This is a genomic window from Pseudomonas maioricensis (genome assembly GCF_022790535.1).
Lineage (GTDB): Bacteria > Pseudomonadota > Gammaproteobacteria > Pseudomonadales > Pseudomonadaceae > Aquipseudomonas > Aquipseudomonas maioricensis.
This window is the reverse complement of sequence record NZ_LOHG01000008.1, coordinates 49,324-68,120: the sequence shown is the minus strand read 5'-3', so window position 1 is coordinate 68,120 and position 18,797 is coordinate 49,324. Positions and strand designations below refer to the sequence as shown.

Sequence of the window (18,797 nt, the reverse complement as noted above, 5' to 3'; positions counted from 1 at the left end):
CATCTATCCTGACGCATCGCAATCGCAGCCTTCGGCAGCTCCTACAAGTCTTACATGTGCCGCGAGACAGCGCCGTGCCAGGGGCACGGTGCGATCTCCTGCAGGCAGTCACCGGTATTTGTGATATCGGGTTTAAAACAGCGCCAGACGAGCCGCGAGGATTTTGCCGTTTACATCAGCTGTAGTCTGTTGCTGCTGCTCTTTCAAGGCTGTTTGAAGCTTGGTATCGACGTCGAGCTTTTGCTCAGGCGTCATGGCTTCATACTCTTCCTTGCTGACACCGGTCAGTTGCTCACGCATCTTCTCTGCGGGCGTCAAGTCCATGTAGTCCTTGAACTCCTGCTGAGTCGAAGTGAACTTCGATACCGCTTCGGCCGCGTCCGCCTCGCTGGTGACCGCTGAATCACGGGCCGCGATGTTGCTGTCATTGGCTGCCGAGATAAACGACGGCTCAGCTTCGGTTTCGGTCTTCTGCGTAGCAGTCTTCAGGCTGAGCAGCATTTTGGCGAAAGCTTCGTCATAAGCTCCGTTCTGCTGGCTGCCATTATTTTGCGCGATAGCATCCACGGCCGGGACAGGGCTGGCAGCCCCGACCGGTACCGAGAAGGCATCTGTGCTTACATCCTCTTGAGTCTTGCGACCCACCGCCTGAGAAACCAGGTGATGGAGCGCACTGATACTAGCGGTATTCATGCTCACCTCCTGTTGCCGATTGTGACGCCCAGCAAGTAGAGCAAGACCGATGCCACTTTGGTTGCCGCGCTGCAGGCCTTGGAACACAAAGGCTGTGGCTCGGCGGCTGTCTATTCAGGTGAGAATAAACGGCAATCTGCGGCCAGCATTGGCCGAGGTTTGCCGGTCCATCAGATATTTAGCTGCAGCTTGTCTTCCGGTAACGGCACGGCGAAGAAATAGCCCTGAGCCTGACCTGCACCGATCTCACGTAGCAAGTCGAGGGTTGCCTGATCTTCAACACCTTCAGCCACCACCGTCAAATCGAGGGACTCGGCCATCCGCACGATTGCACGCACGATCGCCCGGCTACGAGCGCTGGTCGTCAGCTCAAGCGTAAACGACTTGTCGATTTTCAAGCCGCAGAAGTGATACTGATGGACGTAACTGAGGGACGAAAAACCTGCGCCAAAGTCGTCCAGAACCACCGTCATGCCATGGTCGGCAAGCTGTTTCATTGACTGCCTGGCCAATTCAGGCTCTGCAACCAGAGCCCCTTCGGTCAGCTCCAGGCAGATTCTGGAAGGTGCCACCTCGTAGTTCGCCAACAGCGTTAACACTTCTCCGGCAAATTCGGGTCGTGTGATGCTGTAGCTGGAGCAATTCACGTGCACGGTGGGCCAATGCTCATTGCCTGGCCGCGCAAGAATCTCCACAACGCAGCGCAACATGTACAAGTCCAGACGGCCAATCAGACGCAAGCCTTCCAGAGCCGGTAGAAACTGGCCCGGAGCGAGGATCTTGCCGTCGGGTTGACGCCAGCGGATAAGCGCCTCAAGGGCCAGCAGCTTGCCGGTGTTTACACACACAATCGGCTGAAAGTAGGGAATCAATTCGTCCGCACGCTTGAGGGCATTGCGCAAGGCGCCCTCGCGCTCGACCTGATCGGAGACCTCGCGACGCAACTCCTGATTGAACACCGCGTAGCTGTCACGTCCGCCGTTCTTGACCCGGTACATCGCCATATCAGCATCACGCAGCAAATCCGCCGGCATTTGATGAAACTGGCTGTCGGCGCCGACAACGCCGATGCTGCAGGATGAAAACACCGCATGACCATCGATGAAAAACGGCAAATCGAAAGCGGCAAGAATGCGCTCGGCAATCCCGATAGCGACTTCCAGCGGCGCACCTGCGGCCAGAACGGCAAACTCGTCACCGCCCAGACGTGCCAGCAAATCCGTTTCACGCATGCAACCACGCAGGCGGTCCGCAGCCTGAGTCAGCAGTTGATCGCCAAAATGGTGTCCCAGGCTGTCATTCACCAGCTTGAAACGGTCGAGGTCGATAAACATCACCCCCAGTTCGCTGCCATGATTACGAAACTCCAGCCATGCCGACTGCAGGCGTTGCTGCAAATGACTGCGGTTTGGTAAGCCGGTAAGCGAATCATGGGAGTTTTCATGCTGGAGCTTGGCGTTGGCGTAATCCAGCTCACGGGTTCTGTCCTGAACCCGTGCTTCCAGGCGCAGGTTGGCGGTATGCACCGCTTCAGCAGCGCTACGCCGAGACAGCGCAGTGTCGATATGCCGGGAGACGAACGTCAGCAGCTCCTGATCGCGTAATGAGTAACGCACCAATGGCGAGTAACTTTGCACGGCCAGCACGCCACGCACGTCATTCCCGTCAAACAATGGAATGCCCAGCCATGATGAAGAGCGGATGCCCTCCCTGACCACTTCAATCTCACCGCGGCGCTCAAGCCTGATCGTTTCGTCCTGATCAATCAGGCAGGCGCGACGCTCTCGTATGACGTACTCGGTAAGGCCGCGCTGGCCCCGACGCGCAGCTGGCCGGGTGGCCTGGCGCTCATCCACGTAGTAGGGAAAAGTCACTTCTGCGGTAGACGTGTCAAACAGCGCAATATAGAAGTTGAGCGCGACCAGCAATTCTCCCACGATTAAATGCAGGCTGTGGAAGAGCTCAGCCATGTCGCCAGGCTGGCTGGACAGTTCGGCAATCTGAAACAAGGCACTTTGCAAATGCTCGGCCCGCTCACGCTCGGCAACCTCCTGACGCAGCGCGTCATTGAGCGTCGAGAGCTCCTGGGTGCGAAGCATGACCGTCCGCTCAAGGTCGGCGCGGTGCAGGATACGGTCCAACGCCATGGCAACATGACGAACCACGACCAGAAACAAAGCCCGGTCCTCGGCGCTGTAGACTCGGGATACGTCGTACACCTGCATGGCCAGCATGCCGAAGACTTCATCCGAGGCATTCTTCAGCGGCGCTCCCATCCAGAACTCCGGGCGATGCCCGACGCAGTAAAAGCGTTTCTGCATCCGTGCCCGCTCAATACCCGCGGCGTCGACAAACAGCGGCTGGCCGCTGGTCAGGACATACCCGGTCATGGACAACCTTGAGCGGTCCAGGAACTCATAAGCCTCGGACTCAAGCGCCTCTACGTCCGTGATGTCGATGTAGTACGGGTAGGTGATTTTGTCGCTGCCTGGGTCGTAAAGCGCAAGATAGAAGTTCTCTGCGTCAATCAGCGAGGCAAGCTGATGATGCACCCCCTCCAGGAAAGCACTGCGATCGCGGGTCGAACTGGCCAGGTAGGTAATTTCATAGAGCACTCGCTGGGTAATCTGCGCCCGAGCCAATGCATCAACCTGCAGGCGGTTACCAAGCCGTAGCGCGAGCGCGGCCAACTCGACATTGGCCGCCTCGCTTTGCGGCGCAACAAGCCAGGCAAGTACGCCTTCGCCCCTGCCCGCAGCCCAGCGCTGCAAACCGTATTCGCGACAGAAATCATCAAACCGGTCGTTGGCAACACTCACCGACCAACGCATCTGGCTTTCGCCGCGCCCTAGTAGATGCATGGGGTCACCGACGGCGTACACCGCCCAGGGTATTTCCCCCATGCACTCCTGGATGGCGGCGAGGACCACTTCGATAGGTTCGCCGTCGCAATCCACGGCCGCGCCTTGCCCGGTACTGACCGGATAGCCACGAACAGGCTCGTTGCTGACACTCGATTGCGTTCGGTCAGGGGCCAAGGGCGGAACACTCATGAAAGCTCCAAAACCAGAGACAGCAGGCGCTTATCTTCGCGGTGCCTGCAAAACCGTGCAAGTGGCATATTCATATCAGCTGCAAGAAAGCCGCCAGATTTATCGGCGTGCACAGTTTAGCCTTGAGCGCGGCTTCAGACACCCTGCCTGTAGCTCAGCCTGTCAATAATCAGACAGAAGCGTTGATGACAGTAAAAAGAAGGGTTATTTGGCGGGAATGAAACGGATATCGGTAATCCCCAAGAGCCTGGCCTGAGCCAGCACCTCTTCAGGAGGCGCGGCGGCGTTTGGCATAGTCAGACCACTCTCCGCGTCGCCAAAGTGCAGTTGCAGCAGGTGCAAAGCAGCCATGTTCTCGGTGAGCACTTGCTCCGGCAACTCAAAAGAGTGTTCGCGCATGTTCCCTTTGAATCGGTATGAAACGAGGTGGCGAAAAACCATGAGCGTTCAAGCCTCTACCCGACAAGAGCCTGGCCATAGATTTCGGAACGTCTGATAAAAGCACTCCAGCGGCCGAATGACAGGCTTTGCCGTGCGGTAGCAGCAACCCATACTGGTCCTGTGGTCTGGTGCGCCCCCACCATTCCCATCATCGCAGTGGTTGCGTCATTCAATTCGAACATCAATACGTTTGCTTGAGTGCTGAAATCATTGTGCATAGTCATGAGGTAACCTTTTGGGCGATGGGACTGTCTGGACAAACAGCCCCTTGCAATGAATGTGACAGCGGGATAACCCAGATAGCCGCTACCTTCCGACAAGCGGTCTTTAATAAAGAATTCCTATCTCCATTCAGGACAAATAACTGCGCATAGTTTGCCTGAGCGCCATTGATGTGCCCTTTTTTAGAGCGCGCCTTGAAAAAACTTATCAAATGTTCCCTACGCTACCCAGGGCCGGCTCTTCAAAACTCTTGAATAAATCGCGGCGCCTGATTTGTAACGAAGGACAATCCCCTCATCATCAATGCAATAAAGCCCAATTATTTGAAGTCAGGCTTTTCATGCTCAAGCTTTACCCAACACTCGCCGAAATAGAGAATCAGGCAGAGGAAAATGGCACCATTCGTGCTTAAGACATTTTTGTGAAGTTTTTGTGACAATATGATTACCGAGACGTCTGATCACCTTCACAGATTGAAGTAATGCGCCCTTCATCAAGAGGGCCAGCATTTACATAAGGTGAACAAACCATGAAAGAACGGGCAACAGTGATCTGCAAACGCGACGGCAGGATTCTGTACGTGCGTAAGCCCAAATCCAAATGGGCCCTGCCTGGCGGCAAGATCGAGATGGGTGAAACGCCTGAACAGGCGGCCGTTCGAGAGCTGCGCGAGGAGACAGGGCTGCAGAATCTTGATCTGGTCTACCTGAATGAATATGAGAAAGACGACGTCACTCACTACATATTCATGGCGATAATTTCGTCATCAGCCAAACCAGAACCGCAAAATGAAATTGCCGCGTGCAAGTGGTCGCCAGTCAAAAACGTCAGCGACCTGAATGTCAGTGCTGCAACCAAATCGATCGTCAAATCGTTCGCCCGACAGGCCGTGTGACCGCCCCGCTCGCCGCCAATGGGCGCTGACTACTTAATCAGCACTACAGGCACTGAAACCTCATGGATAACGCGATTGGCGACCGAACCCAGCAACAGCCCACTGAAGCTGCCGAGACCTCGAGTCCCCATAACGACAGTGTCGCAACCCAACTGCTTGATAGCTGCATTCACCTGCTCAGCAACATTACCTAACGCCGCATGAGTTTTATGCGTCACGTCTGCGGCAGCCAGCATTAATGCGGCCTCCTTTAGCACTTTATCGGCCTCATCCAGGAGGCCATTGTTGATTTCCTCGATCATGCTGGCAGTGACGTAGTCGCCGTATACCACGGCGCCATGCTGAGCATTGATTACATGAACCTCAAGCGGACTCGCACTGTCACCGGCACGCTCAATGACGTATTGAAGTGCACGTTTAGCGGGCTGCGAGCCATCATAAGCGACCAGAACGTTGCGCATGGCGTATCTCCCTTGGTGTGTAAAACCAAGACTAGGCAGCCGCTGCCACCTGCGCCACCGCTAATAAGAGTTGAGTTGATCCAGCTCAATTTCTGAAGGGTTTTATCGAGGGGTATGGGGATTCAGCGATAAAAAACCCCGACAAAAGCCGGGGTCTGATACTCATGAGTAAACTCAGGCCCTCGCCAGCAGACCAATGGTGAAGCCATCCACCGAGGCAATCTTGCCGCGCCACAGAACGCCTTCTGCGCAAATCGGACTCTGGTCACTTGAATAGGTCTTGCAATCCTTCAAATGGATGAAGTGAAAGGCTGTGGTTTCGTCCGCCGACTCTCCGGGGGTGAAAGACAAAATGATCTGCTTCATTGACTCATCAACACCGCCTTCGAACTGAGCCAACGGTGCTGCCATGTCCTCAGCCAACTGCCTGAAGTAGGTGTCGTGGGAGATCAACTGACCCGACACAAGGTTGCCGCCTACCGATAGCGTTATGCCAATTTCTACCGGAGTAGTCACAACAAACTTGACCAGAAATTGCAGCAACCAGTCTATTTGCTTGCCTTGATCCTTCAGATGCGCGATCAGCTCATCATACTTCACGTCCGAGGACGTGCCTGTGAGGCTCTGCTGTACTTCCGACATCGACTGCTCCTTGCCATGCAAGTTAATGAGCCTTAGCTATAGCTCAGATTCGCCAAAAGCGAAACCCGGGATTCCTCACCCTCCTGTGCGTCATGCGTTGAACCGCGCGCTTCAGGGCGTTAGTGCTCTCGCTTTAAGTAAGCGACTGTCAAGTGAAGATGAGAGATCAGTCTGTGAATGACTTATCAGTACTGTTAATATTCGACATGGAATAGCAATTCGCCACAAAGATGAAGGATTTATGTTCGCGGTCAAAGAGATTTATCAGCAGTTTCCACACACATTCAAATATCTTGATGCCACATTTTTCCTGGTCGAGGCTCCCTCGGACGCCAAGCGTGACGCACTGTGCAATCTGGTTCGCGCACGACGCTTCCCCGGCCTTGAGCGAGTCAGCGCACCACTGCAAGGCGTGGATGACGAACTGTTCGCCAAGGCTCAACCACTCGACAGCCTGAAGTCCCGAATCCGCGTCACACTGGGACGCGCCAAGTCCGACGGCATGTATGACTGGCCAGTAGAGGAAGTATTGAATACCGTTGAGGCTTATCGTCGTGGCGCCCCGATAACCCCTCTTGCAGGGTTTGGCTACAGCAAATCAACGCTTGGGATCACCCAGGAATATTTCATCCTTACTGAATTACTCAACGAACACGTTAACGGTATAACGTGGCTCGAGTCAGCACCCGAACAGATCGAATCCTTCATAAAGCTTTCATTTAGCCTGCTGCGATCCCTGCATGAAAAACAGATAACCCACATGGACTTCTGGGCGAATAATGTCATGGTCAACCTGGCCCCGGAAGGCGAGCCGATGGCGATAGACCTGGAGAATTGCTTCCCCCAGACCTCTCTCTATTTCAGCGAAACACTGGCGTTTCAATTCGGTTTTTTCTACAAGCGAGACATTTATCGCTTTATCACTGAAGCGCATTATGACCAACTGGTAGCCGATGAACTTGCCACGTACACGTCCATTGACCATGAGGCGTTCGAAAACGTCTACAAGCTCAGCAAATACGAAAAAATTGGCAGGAAGGACCGCCGCGAGATATTCCTGAGGGGCACTGTCGTTACCGGCTGATCCCCTCCCGGTCGCTTCACCGCCTCCAATATCGACTATCTGAAAAGATCGATTGAGCGCTAAGAGTTACTCAATCGAATAGCATTTCTCAGTAAGTGCCCTCATTACCGATCGCCCCCCCTTCGCAGCGCCAGACAATGGCAATATAGTACTACGCAACCAGAATTTACGGGGCGGAGCCTATGAACAGGAAAAAATACGCGATCGTCCCCGTACCTTTGCTCGAACGCTTAACGGCGCCCCTGACGCACACCGTGACGGACTCTTCCAGCGCAGTGCTGGACCTGCAGGAATTACTTGCCAAGCCAACCGAGTTGCCACTTACACCCGATCTACGATTTATTTTAGGTAGGCCAAACTTCGGCTGTCAGCCTACTGCGCAGGTGCTGCGAAGGTTAGGCCACCCTATCGCGGAACGGGCCGAAGACGAGCAGGCAGCGACCATCCACTGGCTCCTTAACCACTACTTGCGAGACCCGCTGAACTGGCGGAAAAACTCGCTTGAAGAATTTGATGCAGCTGCCCAGTTGCTGAAAAATACCGAAGGCTACCTCTAGCCAGCGCAACCCGCCACCTCAGGTGTGAGGCCTGCCTCTACAGCTCTATCCAATAGCGGATTGAACCCTTGCAGCGCGGTCGTGACTAAGCAGTAACGACCAAGGGAGAGCAATGCTATGGGTAATTCAGAGAGTTGGAATGTACTGGCGGCAATAATGAATATGCCCGTGCTGTGGATCATATTCGCGACCATCCTGGTGATAGTCGAGTTTTTGGTAGTCATGCGGATCGTCAAAAGCGAAGGCAGTCGAGAAAGCAAATGTCTCTGGATTCTGGCGCTGGTCTTCGTTCCTGTTGTGGGGCTGATTGCATGGGTCATTGCAGGCCCGAAGACCAAAACCGCACATTCGGAATCTCGTGGCTAATTCCATAACCCGCTCTAAGCCCGCTCGTCCGAGCGGTCAGCACACTGGCGCAGCGCTTGCAGCAGGCGTCAGCAACCACAGCAAACAGACGTAATTTTGACGTGGCAGTCAATTTACTAAAGCTCAAGGACGCAGCGATGCGCCGGGACCAGGAGACGCACAGTGTCAACTCTCAGTGAAATCGCAGCGAACCATGCGAAAGCAGCCAAACCACTGGATGCAGAGTCGGCCATTTCAAAGGTGCCATGCTCCCTGCCTTCGAACGATTGTAGAGACAGTAATGACGAGCATGATCAGGTGGCGCCATACGCTATTGCTGCGCTCACCGAGCGGAGGGTTACAGCGCTGTTCAGCGTTGCGGTCAACACTGACTGAATCCCATGCCTCGAGTTACTACAGCATGTCGACAGTGCTTGCCCTGAGCTGAAATGCACGCTTCTCGGGGCTGAAGAGATATAGGTGGCGAGTACCAGCAATAGTCCCGCTAACACACAATCAGAACACTGCAAGCTGATAGACATGCGCAGCGAAGTCAATCAAACGAAACGTGCTGCGCACAAAACTGGCGTAAGCCAACGCCAGGCTCTCAAAAACTGCCTACAAGCGACCGCCGAGGACTGGGCAAGCACAAATGTCCTGCAGCCTGAACCAGTTCGCGGGACATCTCCTTCGCCCCGGACAGGAACGGATAATTCGGATCATTCCTGTTCCAGCAGTTGTACTGTCGGGCTTATGTAGGAGTCGGTGTAACCTTCACCCCACCAATCCGGCTAGCCGTTAATCGATTCCGGACGCTCCAGCCACAGCGATCTGACCTGCGTGCTTCTCCCCCCATTACGTGCGGATCAATACATCGCGATATTCTTCAATCACGGTCATATTTTTCTCAAAAAAATCGCCAAATACCGTTGAAGGTTGTGGCCCTGGCTTACCTACGGTCAAGACATAGATGGCGTAGTGCGTTATTCCGCGACATGGTAGTATATCGAACATGAGAAGCAATCCATATAAAGCAGGAAGCATGATAGGATCAATACAGTTACTTAGAGCATTCGCGGCATGGATTGTGGTATTCCATCACTATGTACAAATATTTTATGGATTCGGCACAACTTCGCCAATAGGGAGTTCCCTAGCAAACTATGGAGCAATAGGGGTTGATATATTTTTCATAATAAGCGGATTTGTCATATATTCATCTTCAACAAAAAAACACCCGACACCATTTGAATTTGCAAAACAACGGCTCTTTCGAATTCTCCCAGCTTACTGGGTATTCACACTCATCGTAGCCCTAAGCGTAAGCGCCGCGCCCTACATATTATTTTATGCAACCTACGACACTGAATTCTTGCTTAAAAGTATGTTTTTCGTGCCCGCTCAAAATCCCGCCGGCATCGGACTGCTACCCCTCGTAACCGTGGGATGGACACTGAACTACGAAATCGCGTTTTACGCCATATTCTTTATGGCGCTCTACGCGCCAAAAAACCTGTTGATTCCTATTGTTTTCACAGGTGTTTTTGCGCTGCAATATCTGGTACCGAAGCTTGGCGGCGCATTTACATTTTATGGCCTGCCTCTTGTATACGAGTTTCTGCTTGGCATGATTGTCGGGGCGATAAATAATGCCGGCGCGATCAAAAAAATCTCATCACCTTTCGCACTACTCATGATTATCGGATCAACCGGAATTATATGGAGGAGCGGCAGTGCTGCACATAACCTGCTCCACACAGGACTGCCTTGCGCCCTTATCGTCACTGCGTTTATTTCCCTGAACAAATACCTCGGCAATTTTTTCGTGTTAAATCGTTTAGGTGATTGGTCATATTCAACCTATCTGTGTCATCCAGTAATCACATACGCAGTTCTTTACCAATACAAGCAGGGGGTCATCAGCGAGGAGGCTTCTCTTTTGTTGGTTTGTGCCGGAACTGCAGCAGTGTCTTGGGTTTCATATAATTTTATAGAGCGCCCCATCGCCAGACTGGCTAAACCAAGAAACGACAGCGCGCCCGAGGATAAACCCAGACTCCCGACATGATATGTATGCTCAGGCAGGAACTACCGGGTGGCCTGCGCGGACGGTTCTGAACACCTCGACCATGACTTCATGCCCAAAAAATTTGGCCACGACCACGGAGTAACTCCCTGGTACTGGTCAGCTTGTCTGATGAGTGCATTTGACGGCTTTTAAAACTCGCCTCTAAGGTTCCGGCGCATTTATTATCCGGAAGTTCAGCCACCCTTACTCCAATCGGCCCACAACTCATTCGAAGTGAAGGGTTAGCATCAGAATCCCCCTCGCATAGAGCCTGGCAAGCTCAGAGGACACTCCGTCAAGCAACGGGTCAATCTCAGCCCCTGAATCAGGGACTCCATTACAAGCTTGGCTTTACGAACAACAGAAATTTCCGCAGGAGCAAATCCAGGCACTACCGAGTCATGCGGACGAGAAGATGACGCAGCATTATCAGGATGGGCATGACGAGAAGAAAATCGAGTACGTCGAGGTAGGTGCCGAATTGGCATTCTGAGTGGGGGTTTTGCAAAAGTTTTGCAAAACCATTTTTCAATCGGGCAACAAAAAAGGGTCTACATCTCTGTAGACCCTTCTGTACCGGCAGCAGGACCGGATTTTGTTGGTAGGCGCGACTGGACTCGAACCAGCGACCCCCACCATGTCAAGGTGACCGTGAGTATTCGCTAAGCTATTGATTATAAAAGGATATAGCCGTTAGCCGCAGCAACCAGAACATCGCGAACCACCCTATAAGAATCAATAACTTACACCTGTATTTTGCTACAGCTTTTCGCCGAATGTGCGGATTAGCAGGTGTTAGAGGAACGCGCCATCCATGGGCATGTGGCGCTCATGGAGGGACTGCCCCCCCGCGTTTTGCCGATTAAATAACCAAACGCTCAAACCAACACCGTCTTCCCCTCTGTACCTAGGGATGCATCATGCATTAGGCTGCGTCTTTTCCTACGCTGCCATTCCTCGCCGCCTTAGTACAAATGGAGTTTTCTGGATGGATTCAGCTCCCCCCCCATTCCCCGCCGACGCGTTCGAGATATTGGCTTCAGCTGAGGCAAATCACTGGTGGTTCAGAGCACGAAACAGAGTAATCCTCTGGGCACTGAAAAAGTACGCCGGCAGCTTTAAAAACTTTCTGGAGATCGGATGCGGTACGGCGTTCGTTCTTGAAGGGGTGGGCAAGGCCTTCCCTTCCGCCGAGTTACACGGTTCTGAATATTTCGAGGAAGGGCTCGTCCACGCCAGGAAACGATTGCCGAACGCCCAGTTCAAGCAGCTCGATGCCACAGCGATGTCTGAAGAGTCGCGCTACGACGTGATTGGCGCATTTGATGTAGTCGAGCACATTGAGCAGGATGAGCTGACGCTGAAGAACCTTGTATCAGCGCTGAAGCCAGGCGGAACGCTCATGGTTTCTGTGCCTCAACATCAATGGCTGTGGTCGCACACCGATGAAATCGCATGCCACGTACGCCGATATTCAAGGTCTGAGATGATTTCGAAGATAAAGGCGACCGGGCTTGACGTGCTCTACGCCACATCCTTTGTAAGCTTGCTCGTCCCGGTCATGTGGCTGTCACGCAAACAGTCTCAGGCGAGACACGATGATGACCCTCAGGCGGAACTCAAGATACCTCACTGGCTGAATAGCGCCCTTGAAATGGTAATGAAGGTTGAGTTTCTGTTGATCCGGGCAGGTGTCAGTCTTCCTGTGGGCGGGTCACTGATCGTTATCGCAAGAAAGAAATAAAACAGAGCAAGAAAAAAGCCCGCAAACGCGGGCTTTTTTTTTCAGTAAATTGGTACGAGCTTCATCCCTCCTCCGGCGTCCTGCCGACTGAAAAACACCCCATCCACGTGCTACTCGTCACCCTGGCTTGTCCAAAGTCGCGGCGCTCGATTACTGTATATCCATACATACAATGAGCTCACCCATGGAAATCGACTACGACGCCGAGAATTGGCCGTTCTCACCCACACCTGAAGAAATGCAGCGCCAGCACACCCACCTGGTGGAAGAGGAAGATTGCTTCAGGAGGAGCTATCAAGGTACAGGCAGAACACTGCCAAGCTGGTAGAAATGCACAGCGAAATCACAGCCGAACGAAACATGCTGCGCACAAAACTTGCCGAAGCCAACACGCGGGTTTCAGATTGTCTGCGAGAGGCGGCCGAAGACTGGAAACGCATAAACGGCCTTGAGCGGGTAGCCGCCCAGGTCGAACAGATGCGGATCGAACGCCAGCAACTGTTGAACCAATTACCCCCGAGCGTCACCCAATAGATCAGGTCGTCATCCAGGCTGACCTCGACACAATCAACCGGAAGCGGGATAAAACCCACCGGTTCACCACGGTCATTGCGCTCTATGAGGTTGTAGCTGTTACCCCGCAGCGCCATGTTCACAACCGCAGCTTTGAGGAAGTTGAGCCGGGTCATGTAAGGATTGGGCTTGCGCAGCAGACGAGCGATGCGATCGCCGTAAGGGACAATCACGCGCTTACCGCCCTTGTCGTCGTAAAGCTTTAGAGGCAGCCCGGAAACAGACTCACAGAGAATCTTTACGCAAGACCAGACGATCCCAATGCTCATCGCATTCTTGGGCGTGATTCGCACACCGGCCTTGGTGCGCTTGCCACCGACTTCGAGGTCGACCTCGACATAGTCGCCTGTCACCGGATCCGTGTAGCCAAAAAAGCGCCACGTCAGCGGGTTGTACCAACGAAATGCCATAGTCAGCCTACAAGTCCGAAGAAACCGTGTTTCAGATAATCGTCCATCCCGCGTTTGCTCTCGGGGTTGAGCGACATGAGCGAAATTGCGTTGAAAGTGGCCATCAGGGGGTCAATTTTTGCGGACCCGGATGCCTGTTTCGTGATCAAAATTGAGTTCCCGCGCGGCTCGACGCGGGCATTCCCGCAACACCAGGCCATCATCGGCTGACCGCCGTGCGCCAACCCTCCCTCGGCGAGCTTGCTCGGTCGTCTTGATCGCGCCGCCGAGCTTCCAGCCTTGCGAAATACCGATAATTTTTTCTTGAGGAACCCCGGCGGCTACCAAGGCGTCGAGCACTCCGCCGATTCCGGCAGGGTCGACGCCGATCTGGTCGAGCAAACCGGATTTCTCTACCCGTGCGGCAATCTCTCCTACCTCTTCCAGGTCATCGCCGATTACATCAACCAGGCAAAGGTGACCATCATTGGAGAAGTCATGAAGCCGAGGCGCTTCTGCCTTGCGCCGCTCAAGTACTGACGGGTGGCAGAAAGCGAAAGACCGCCGCAGATCAGCGCCTCGAAGATCATTCGGCGCTTGCTGGTTTCCTTCGCCTCGTAAAGGATCCGCAAACAACAGATGAGGATCGCCATGAGCGCGCCCTGCCAGAGTGGATTCGAGAGAGCGACCCAGAGTGCAGCCCATGAATCTGGCTTGTCAGGCATGTTAGGCATCCGGTGTCCTCCCTCTCGGGGAGATGAATAAATCCGGCTCCAACAGCACTCCCAGCTCAGAGCAATGGGTGTGGTGGAGCCGAAAACGAAAAAGCCCCGGCAAATGCCGGGGCTTAGGATAATTTGCTCAGTTACGCATACAAACGCGGTAGTTTGCGTACCTGTAAATCAGTGCGAAGGCGCCGAGACAGAGTCAAGGTAGTCATGCCCACTCCAAGTTAACTGGACTTGGTTCATGCCGCCCGGATGGTAATGAACCCAGCATCAGCACATCGGTTGAGGAGGTAATTGCACTCGCTGGGCCTAAGCGGAACAGCAGCGTTTCCGCCTGACTGCTGCCACTTAACCTCCAATTCGTCATAGTAGACTCCGTCTACATCGGCGTGCGCCTGTATCAGTTCTAGCAAATGCTTAACGTGCTGAAGATCGCGTTTCATGGAGTCTCCTAACTTCCTTGGATAGAGAGCTAGGTAATACCACATTGCCACAACAAAAAGAAAAGCCTCGCAGCAAACGAGGCTTGGGGATTGGTGCCGCGCTGGAACAGCTGAACACCGTGCCATGAAAACAGAGCCATTCCATATGGACAACTCTTTTTTCATGCCGCCTCTTTTAGGTTCTCCAACACGCAATCAATCCAAGCAACACCAGCCTTGATTAGCTCACGCGCTTTCATCTCGCTGCACTGGTAATGACGACCAACGCGAACAGCAGGCCACTTGGCGCCATAGTAGAGCCAGATCATGTCGCCCATTTGCTGCTCCCGCTTACAAAGCCGCGCGAGAGCCGAATCGACGGCGCAGGCCAAGTCATCGGTGATCACATATGACTTGGTAGAGCACGGCATCACGTCACGCATCAAAGCCAAAGTCGGCGAGGCGTAGCTCGGAATCCCCATCCCATCCATCCGCCACCAAGCGCATCGACGAAGCGCCGGTTGCAGTGCAGATGCAGCAACCCAAGAAGCCTGACGGTTTCGCCACCTTTATGCTGCGCTGGACCTGCATCCTTTCCTTCATCCTCGGCATGTTTGCTTTCTTCGGTGCGCACCCATGATCAGCATGGAGCTGAGTGGGGTTCAGCGAAACGAACAGGTGAGCGCCCCACTTTTCACGAGATCCGCGCTTTAGGTGCCTGGCTTTATGAGCAGCAGAAATTCCCACAGGAGTACATCCAGGCACTGCTGGGCCATGCGGACGAGAAGATGACGCGGCATTATCAGGAGGGGCATGACGAGAAGAAAATCGAGTACGTCGAGGTGGGTGCCAAATTGGCATTCTGAGTGGGGGTTTTGCAAAAGTTTTGCAAATCGATTTTTGAAACGGGCAACAAAAAAGGGTCTACATCTCTGTAGACCCTTCTAGACCGGCAGCAGGACCGGATTTTGTTTGGTAGGCGCGACTGGACTCGAACCAGCGACCCCCACCATGTCAAGGTGGTGCTCTAACCAACTGAGCTACGCGCCTGCTGTGGGTCGGCATTCTACGGATATTGGAATGTGTGTCAACACCTTTTTTCGCGCTAACTCCATGAATATGCGAATTTTTTCGCTATCGGCGATTTGTCTCTTTGTTTGATCACTGGCTGGTGGAGATTTTTTATCTCGGGTAGGATCTGAACCTTCGTAAAAAATATTAAACGGAGGTTGAAGGATGGCGAACACTCCTTATCCGCATTCCTATTACGCCGCTTCGGCCAATCCGGTACCGGACCGCCCGCAGTTGCAGGGTGATGTGGAAACTGACGTTTGTATCATTGGTGCTGGCTATACCGGTTTGTCCAGCGCCCTGTTCCTGCTGGAGCATGGATTCAAGGTTACTGTTCTGGAAGCTGCCAAGGTCGGCTTTGGCGCTTCTGGCCGCAATGGCGGGCAGATCGTTAACAGTTACAGCCGAGATATTGACGTGATTGAGCGCTCTGTCGCCCCCCGGGAGGCGCAACTGCTTGGTCAAATGGCGTTCGAAGGCGGCGCAATCATCCGCGAGCGTGTTGCGAAGTATCAGATTCAGTGCGACTTGAAAGACGGCGGAGTATTCGCCGCCATCACTGACAAGCAGATGGGGCACCTGGAAGCGCAGAAGCGCTTGTGGGAACGCTACGGCCACACTCAGTTGGAACTGCTGGACAAGCGTCGCATGCGCGAAGTAGTCGCCTCGGATCAATACATAGGCGGCATGCTCGATATGAGCGGTGGCCATATTCACCCGCTCAATCTCGCGCTCGGTGAAGCCGCCGCAGTGGAGTCGCTGGGTGGCGTCATCCATGAACAATCTGCAGCCGTACGAATAGAACGCGGCGCTGCCCCGGTTGTTCATACGCAATCAGGCAGAGTCAAAGCGCGCTTTGTGATTGTCGCCGGGAACGCCTATCTGGGTAATCTGGTGCCAGAACTGGCAGCCAAGTCCATGCCCTGCGGTACTCAGGTCATTACAACTGAACCCCTGAGTGACGAGTTGGCGAGAACGCTGCTGCCTCAGGATTACTGCGTCGAGGATTGCAACTACCTTCTGGATTATTATCGACTGTCCGCAGACAAGCGCCTGATTTTCGGGGGTGGTGTAGTTTACGGCGCACGCGATCCGGCGAACATTGAGGCGATCATCCGCCCGAAAATGCTCAAGGCATTTCCGCAGCTCAAGGATGTGAAAATTGACTACGCCTGGACGGGCAACTTCCTGCTGACTCTGTCGCGACTGCCGCAAGTGGGCCGACTGGGTGACAACATTTACTACTCTCAGGGCTGTAGTGGCCACGGAGTGACGTACACCCACCTGGCTGGCAAGGTACTGGCCGAGGCTTTACGTGGGCAGGCCGAACGCTTTGACGCGTTCGCCGGTTTGCCACATTACCCTTTCCCCGGCGGACAGTTGCTGCGCACGCCCCTTACAGCACTGGGCGCCTGGTATTACAGCCTTCGAGACAAGCTTGGCTTCTAACCAGACGCGACAGCTGATCAGCGGCTTTTAAGTGTCTTGATAGCTTCGCCAGCGGCCTGCTCTTGCCCTGCCTGAGCCAGGTCGTTGGCTGCCTTCGACCAGCGCTGCTCATCGAGATTGGCAGGCAGCTGACGCGGGTTCTGAATCAGTACAGCCCAACTGCCGGTCTTTTCCCAAGCCGAGGCAAAGCTGCTGAAACTCATCAGCAAATGTCGATTCATGCCAGCGTGGAGCAACACGGTCTGCTTGTTGCGGTTGTAACCGACAAGCACGCCGTAACGCGGTTCGGTGAAGATCGCCCCCTCAGCGAAACGCACCATCACCGGATAACCTGCCGATACCTGCGTCAGCAACGACTGCAGCCCACTGTCTAGCGGGTACACCAGAAACCCGTACTGCCGCGCCACTTGCTGCATATTTTGTTCTAGCTTGCTCTCGCCGCCTGGCAATTGCAGGGATTTGTCCAATAGCCCGGGGGTTATCTGCACCCGCTGATAAGACAGCATGCTGGCCAGTGCGCCGGGACCACTCTGGTAGGCGTTACCACGGAAGAATGGGACGTTGTTGAGCTCGACGCGGTCCGGGAGGCGTTTAATTTCAGGGCTCAAGGCCGAGGCACAACCGCCAAGGGTAAGGACAACCGCAATGACCGCGCCTAAACGCTTGAGGCCAGCGACACGAGACAGAGGAAATACCGGCGACATTTTTACTCACTTCAACAAGCGCCGGACAACCCACGGCCCGGCTCGGACGACGATAATAGGACGCGTCAGGTGCGGGGTATACCTCAATGTGCAGTCTTCAGCCGCACATAGATCAAATCAATCATGAAGCTTCGACCATTGGTCAACTAACGGAAACATGCCACGTACTAGACTGTCGATTATAAGGACCGCAAATGAAAAGCAGGGTCCGTGGAGGACGTATGAGCCTGGAAATGACAATCGTGATGCTGATCGCCGCATGGCTGGCTGTTGCCACCGCCATGCTCTGGGGTGTGATGCGTATTTCCCGTCGTCATCATCACCATCGCAGTGTTGAACCCGCAGCAGCTAAACCCATGAAGCCAATCAAGGGCCGACGGCACGTTCCGGCCCATTGAGCGAGCCTGATTGAGTTATCTCAAATAAAGCGGCCGGTATGGACATTGCCCATACCGGCCGCTTGTTTTTCAGGCTGGCAATCGAACCTGGCTATTACGCCTTGGACGCTTGAGCTGCTGCTTCTTTTTTCATCTTGGCCTTACGCGCCCACAGATTCAGGACCTCGATCAAGGCCGAGAAAGCCATCGCCGCATAGATGTAGCCTTTTGGTACGTGAGCACCGAAACCTTCTGCGATCAGCGTCATGCCGATCATGATCAGGAAGCCCAGCGCCAACATCACAACACTCGGGTTGTCATTGATGAACTTGGCCAACGGCTCAGCTGCCACCAGCATTACGATCACAGCAGACACCACCGCGATAATCATGATTGGCAAGTGTTCGGTCATGCCGACAGCCGTAATAATGCTGTCGATCGAGAACACTAGGTCCAGTACCAGAATCTGACTAATCGCCGCACCCATGCTCAGGGTGATGGTTGTATCCAGCTTCTGCTCTTCCTCGGTCTTTACATCAACGCTGTGGTGAATCTCGGTCGTAGCCTTCCAGACCAGGAACAGACCACCTGCAATCAGGATCATGTCCTTCCATGAGAACACCTGCCCCAGGATCTCGATGACAGGTTCAGTAAGCTGCACGATCCAGGCAACGGTGCTGAGTAAGCCCAGACGCAGGAACAACGCCATACCAATACCCAGGCGACGTGCCTTTTGCTGCTGATGAGCCGGCAGCTTGTTGGTCAAGATGGAGATGAAAATCAGGTTATCGATGCCCAGCACGACTTCCATGACCACAAGGGTAGCCAAGGCAATCCAGGCAGCTGGACTTGAAGCGAGTTCTAACAGGTATTCCATGT

19 protein-coding genes, 1 tRNA gene and 2 pseudogenes are annotated in these 18,797 nt (G+C 53.9%); 9 read left to right on the top strand and 13 right to left on the bottom strand.

The genetic code is table 11. The features are described from left to right. Nucleotides 1-132 precede the first annotated feature (132 nt). The 4 genes from AUC61_RS14155 to AUC61_RS14140 form a co-directional block, all read right to left on the bottom strand. Nucleotides 133-693, bottom strand: coding sequence for a hypothetical protein (locus AUC61_RS14155; protein ID WP_243246884.1), 561 nt, complete (start codon nt 691-693; stop codon nt 133-135). 170 nt (nt 694-863) lie between these two features. After that, entirely contained in the window at nt 864-3,746 is a 2,883-nt protein-coding gene (locus AUC61_RS14150) for a sensor domain-containing phosphodiesterase (protein ID WP_243246883.1), read from the bottom strand. Nucleotides 3,747-3,950: 204 nt separating this feature from the next. Beyond that, nucleotides 3,951-4,145 (bottom strand): hypothetical protein, encoded by a 195-nt coding sequence (locus AUC61_RS14145; protein WP_243246882.1) that lies wholly within the window; start codon nt 4,143-4,145, stop codon nt 3,951-3,953. Between the two features lie 56 nt (nt 4,146-4,201). After that, a complete protein-coding gene (locus AUC61_RS14140; RefSeq protein WP_122663601.1) occupies nt 4,202-4,411 on the bottom strand; it encodes a hypothetical protein in 210 nt (69 codons plus the stop codon). A 527-nt stretch (nt 4,412-4,938) separates the two neighbouring features. Between AUC61_RS14140 and AUC61_RS14135 the strand changes: the two genes are divergently transcribed. Then, complete coding sequence (locus AUC61_RS14135; protein ID WP_243246881.1) at nt 4,939-5,304, top strand: NUDIX hydrolase; 366 nt, start codon at nt 4,939-4,941, stop codon at nt 5,302-5,304. 29 nt (nt 5,305-5,333) lie between these two features. Here the strand turns inward: AUC61_RS14135 and AUC61_RS14130 are convergent, their stop codons facing one another. Then, a complete protein-coding gene (locus tag AUC61_RS14130) occupies nt 5,334-5,765 on the bottom strand; it encodes a universal stress protein (RefSeq protein ID WP_243246880.1) in 432 nt (143 codons plus the stop codon). 174 nt (nt 5,766-5,939) lie between these two features. After that, on the bottom strand, nt 5,940-6,407 hold the full coding sequence (gene gvpU, locus AUC61_RS14125) for a gas vesicle accessory protein GvpU (RefSeq protein WP_243246879.1): 468 nt from the start codon (nt 6,405-6,407) through the stop codon (nt 5,940-5,942). Between the two features lie 241 nt (nt 6,408-6,648). Between gvpU and AUC61_RS14120 the strand changes: the two genes are divergently transcribed. The 5 genes from AUC61_RS14120 to AUC61_RS14100 all read left to right on the top strand — a co-directional run bounded on the left by AUC61_RS14120 (nt 6,649) and on the right by AUC61_RS14100 (nt 12,205). Then, nucleotides 6,649-7,491, top strand: coding sequence for a hypothetical protein (locus AUC61_RS14120; protein ID WP_243246878.1), 843 nt, complete (start codon nt 6,649-6,651; stop codon nt 7,489-7,491). 182 nt (nt 7,492-7,673) lie between these two features. After that, entirely contained in the window at nt 7,674-8,048 is a 375-nt protein-coding gene (locus tag AUC61_RS14115; RefSeq protein WP_243246877.1) for a hypothetical protein, read from the top strand. A 117-nt stretch (nt 8,049-8,165) separates the two neighbouring features. Further along, nucleotides 8,166-8,414, top strand: coding sequence for a PLD nuclease N-terminal domain-containing protein (locus tag AUC61_RS14110; RefSeq protein ID WP_243246876.1), 249 nt, complete (start codon nt 8,166-8,168; stop codon nt 8,412-8,414). A 991-nt stretch (nt 8,415-9,405) separates the two neighbouring features. Then, nucleotides 9,406-10,461: an acyltransferase family protein gene (locus tag AUC61_RS14105; protein ID WP_243246875.1), complete on the top strand. Its 1,056-nt coding sequence runs from the start codon at nt 9,406-9,408 to the stop codon at nt 10,459-10,461. 988 nt (nt 10,462-11,449) lie between these two features. Continuing rightward, a complete protein-coding gene (locus AUC61_RS14100) occupies nt 11,450-12,205 on the top strand; it encodes a class I SAM-dependent methyltransferase (protein WP_243246874.1) in 756 nt (251 codons plus the stop codon). Nucleotides 12,206-12,708: 503 nt separating this feature from the next. Here the strand turns inward: AUC61_RS14100 and AUC61_RS14095 are convergent. The 4 genes and pseudogenes from AUC61_RS14095 to AUC61_RS14080 all read right to left on the bottom strand — a co-directional run. Continuing rightward, nucleotides 12,709-13,188: pseudogene (locus AUC61_RS14095) on the bottom strand (phage portal protein); the annotation flags it as partial. A gap of 2 nt (nt 13,189-13,190) precedes the next feature. After that, nucleotides 13,191-13,722: pseudogene (locus AUC61_RS14090) on the bottom strand (terminase large subunit); the annotation flags it as partial. After that, nucleotides 13,626-13,892 (bottom strand): phage holin family protein, encoded by a 267-nt coding sequence (locus AUC61_RS14085; RefSeq protein ID WP_243246873.1) that lies wholly within the window; start codon nt 13,890-13,892, stop codon nt 13,626-13,628. The pseudogene AUC61_RS14090 and the gene AUC61_RS14085, both read right to left, overlap by 97 nt. Before the next feature lie 607 nt (nt 13,893-14,499). After that, nucleotides 14,500-14,844, bottom strand: coding sequence for an antiterminator Q family protein (locus AUC61_RS14080; RefSeq protein WP_422765346.1), 345 nt, complete (start codon nt 14,842-14,844; stop codon nt 14,500-14,502). A gap of 99 nt (nt 14,845-14,943) precedes the next feature. On the opposite strand from AUC61_RS14080, the gene AUC61_RS14075 reads away from it, so the two are divergent. Then, entirely contained in the window at nt 14,944-15,183 is a 240-nt protein-coding gene (locus AUC61_RS14075; RefSeq protein ID WP_243246871.1) for a tyrosine-type recombinase/integrase, read from the top strand. Nucleotides 15,184-15,290: 107 nt separating this feature from the next. On the opposite strand, the gene AUC61_RS14070 is transcribed toward AUC61_RS14075, so the two are convergent. Next, nucleotides 15,291-15,367, bottom strand: a tRNA-Val gene (locus tag AUC61_RS14070). Nucleotides 15,368-15,553: 186 nt separating this feature from the next. On the opposite strand from AUC61_RS14070, the gene AUC61_RS14065 reads away from it, so the two are divergent. Beyond that, the gene (locus AUC61_RS14065; protein WP_243246870.1) at nt 15,554-16,837 is read left to right on the top strand and encodes an NAD(P)/FAD-dependent oxidoreductase; all 1,284 of its coding nucleotides are present in this window, start codon (nt 15,554-15,556) and stop codon (nt 16,835-16,837) included. A 17-nt stretch (nt 16,838-16,854) separates the two neighbouring features. On the opposite strand, the gene AUC61_RS14060 is transcribed toward AUC61_RS14065, so the two are convergent. Then, entirely contained in the window at nt 16,855-17,541 is a 687-nt protein-coding gene (locus tag AUC61_RS14060; RefSeq protein ID WP_243246869.1) for a peptidase C39 family protein, read from the bottom strand. Between the two features lie 194 nt (nt 17,542-17,735). Here AUC61_RS14060 and AUC61_RS14055 point away from each other — a divergent pair, with 194 nt between their 5' ends. Further along, entirely contained in the window at nt 17,736-17,939 is a 204-nt protein-coding gene (locus AUC61_RS14055; RefSeq protein ID WP_243247081.1) for a hypothetical protein, read from the top strand. Nucleotides 17,940-18,033: 94 nt separating this feature from the next. On the opposite strand, the gene AUC61_RS14050 is transcribed toward AUC61_RS14055, so the two are convergent. Next, nucleotides 18,034-18,795: a TerC family protein gene (locus tag AUC61_RS14050; RefSeq protein ID WP_243246868.1), complete on the bottom strand. Its 762-nt coding sequence runs from the start codon at nt 18,793-18,795 to the stop codon at nt 18,034-18,036. Nucleotides 18,796-18,797: the final 2 nt, after the last annotated feature.

Excerpts from the sequence above, each read along its gene's own strand:
- AUC61_RS14110 (WP_243246876.1), top strand. The coding sequence starts at position 8,166 with ATGGGTAATTCAGAGAGTTGGAATGTACTGGCGGCAATAATGAATATG.
- gvpU (WP_243246879.1), bottom strand. The coding sequence starts at position 6,407 with ATGTCGGAAGTACAGCAGAGCCTCACAGGCACGTCCTCGGACGTGAAG.
- AUC61_RS14100 (WP_243246874.1), top strand. The coding sequence starts at position 11,450 with ATGGATTCAGCTCCCCCCCCATTCCCCGCCGACGCGTTCGAGATATTG.
- AUC61_RS14130 (WP_243246880.1), bottom strand. The coding sequence starts at position 5,765 with ATGCGCAACGTTCTGGTCGCTTATGATGGCTCGCAGCCCGCTAAACGT.
- AUC61_RS14120 (WP_243246878.1), top strand. The coding sequence starts at position 6,649 with ATGTTCGCGGTCAAAGAGATTTATCAGCAGTTTCCACACACATTCAAA.
- AUC61_RS14135 (WP_243246881.1), top strand. The coding sequence starts at position 4,939 with ATGAAAGAACGGGCAACAGTGATCTGCAAACGCGACGGCAGGATTCTG.
- AUC61_RS14115 (WP_243246877.1), top strand. The coding sequence starts at position 7,674 with ATGAACAGGAAAAAATACGCGATCGTCCCCGTACCTTTGCTCGAACGC.
- AUC61_RS14150 (WP_243246883.1), bottom strand. The coding sequence starts at position 3,746 with ATGAGTGTTCCGCCCTTGGCCCCTGACCGAACGCAATCGAGTGTCAGC.
- AUC61_RS14105 (WP_243246875.1), top strand. The coding sequence starts at position 9,406 with ATGAGAAGCAATCCATATAAAGCAGGAAGCATGATAGGATCAATACAG.
- AUC61_RS14085 (WP_243246873.1), bottom strand. The coding sequence starts at position 13,892 with ATGCCTGACAAGCCAGATTCATGGGCTGCACTCTGGGTCGCTCTCTCG.
- AUC61_RS14065 (WP_243246870.1), top strand. The coding sequence starts at position 15,554 with ATGGCGAACACTCCTTATCCGCATTCCTATTACGCCGCTTCGGCCAAT.
- AUC61_RS14155 (WP_243246884.1), bottom strand. The coding sequence starts at position 693 with ATGAATACCGCTAGTATCAGTGCGCTCCATCACCTGGTTTCTCAGGCG.
- AUC61_RS14055 (WP_243247081.1), top strand. The coding sequence starts at position 17,736 with ATGAAAAGCAGGGTCCGTGGAGGACGTATGAGCCTGGAAATGACAATC.
- AUC61_RS14050 (WP_243246868.1), bottom strand. The coding sequence starts at position 18,795 with ATGGAATACCTGTTAGAACTCGCTTCAAGTCCAGCTGCCTGGATTGCC.
- AUC61_RS14140 (WP_122663601.1), bottom strand. The coding sequence starts at position 4,411 with ATGACTATGCACAATGATTTCAGCACTCAAGCAAACGTATTGATGTTC.
- AUC61_RS14060 (WP_243246869.1), bottom strand. The coding sequence starts at position 17,541 with ATGTCGCCGGTATTTCCTCTGTCTCGTGTCGCTGGCCTCAAGCGTTTA.
- AUC61_RS14145 (WP_243246882.1), bottom strand. The coding sequence starts at position 4,145 with ATGCGCGAACACTCTTTTGAGTTGCCGGAGCAAGTGCTCACCGAGAAC.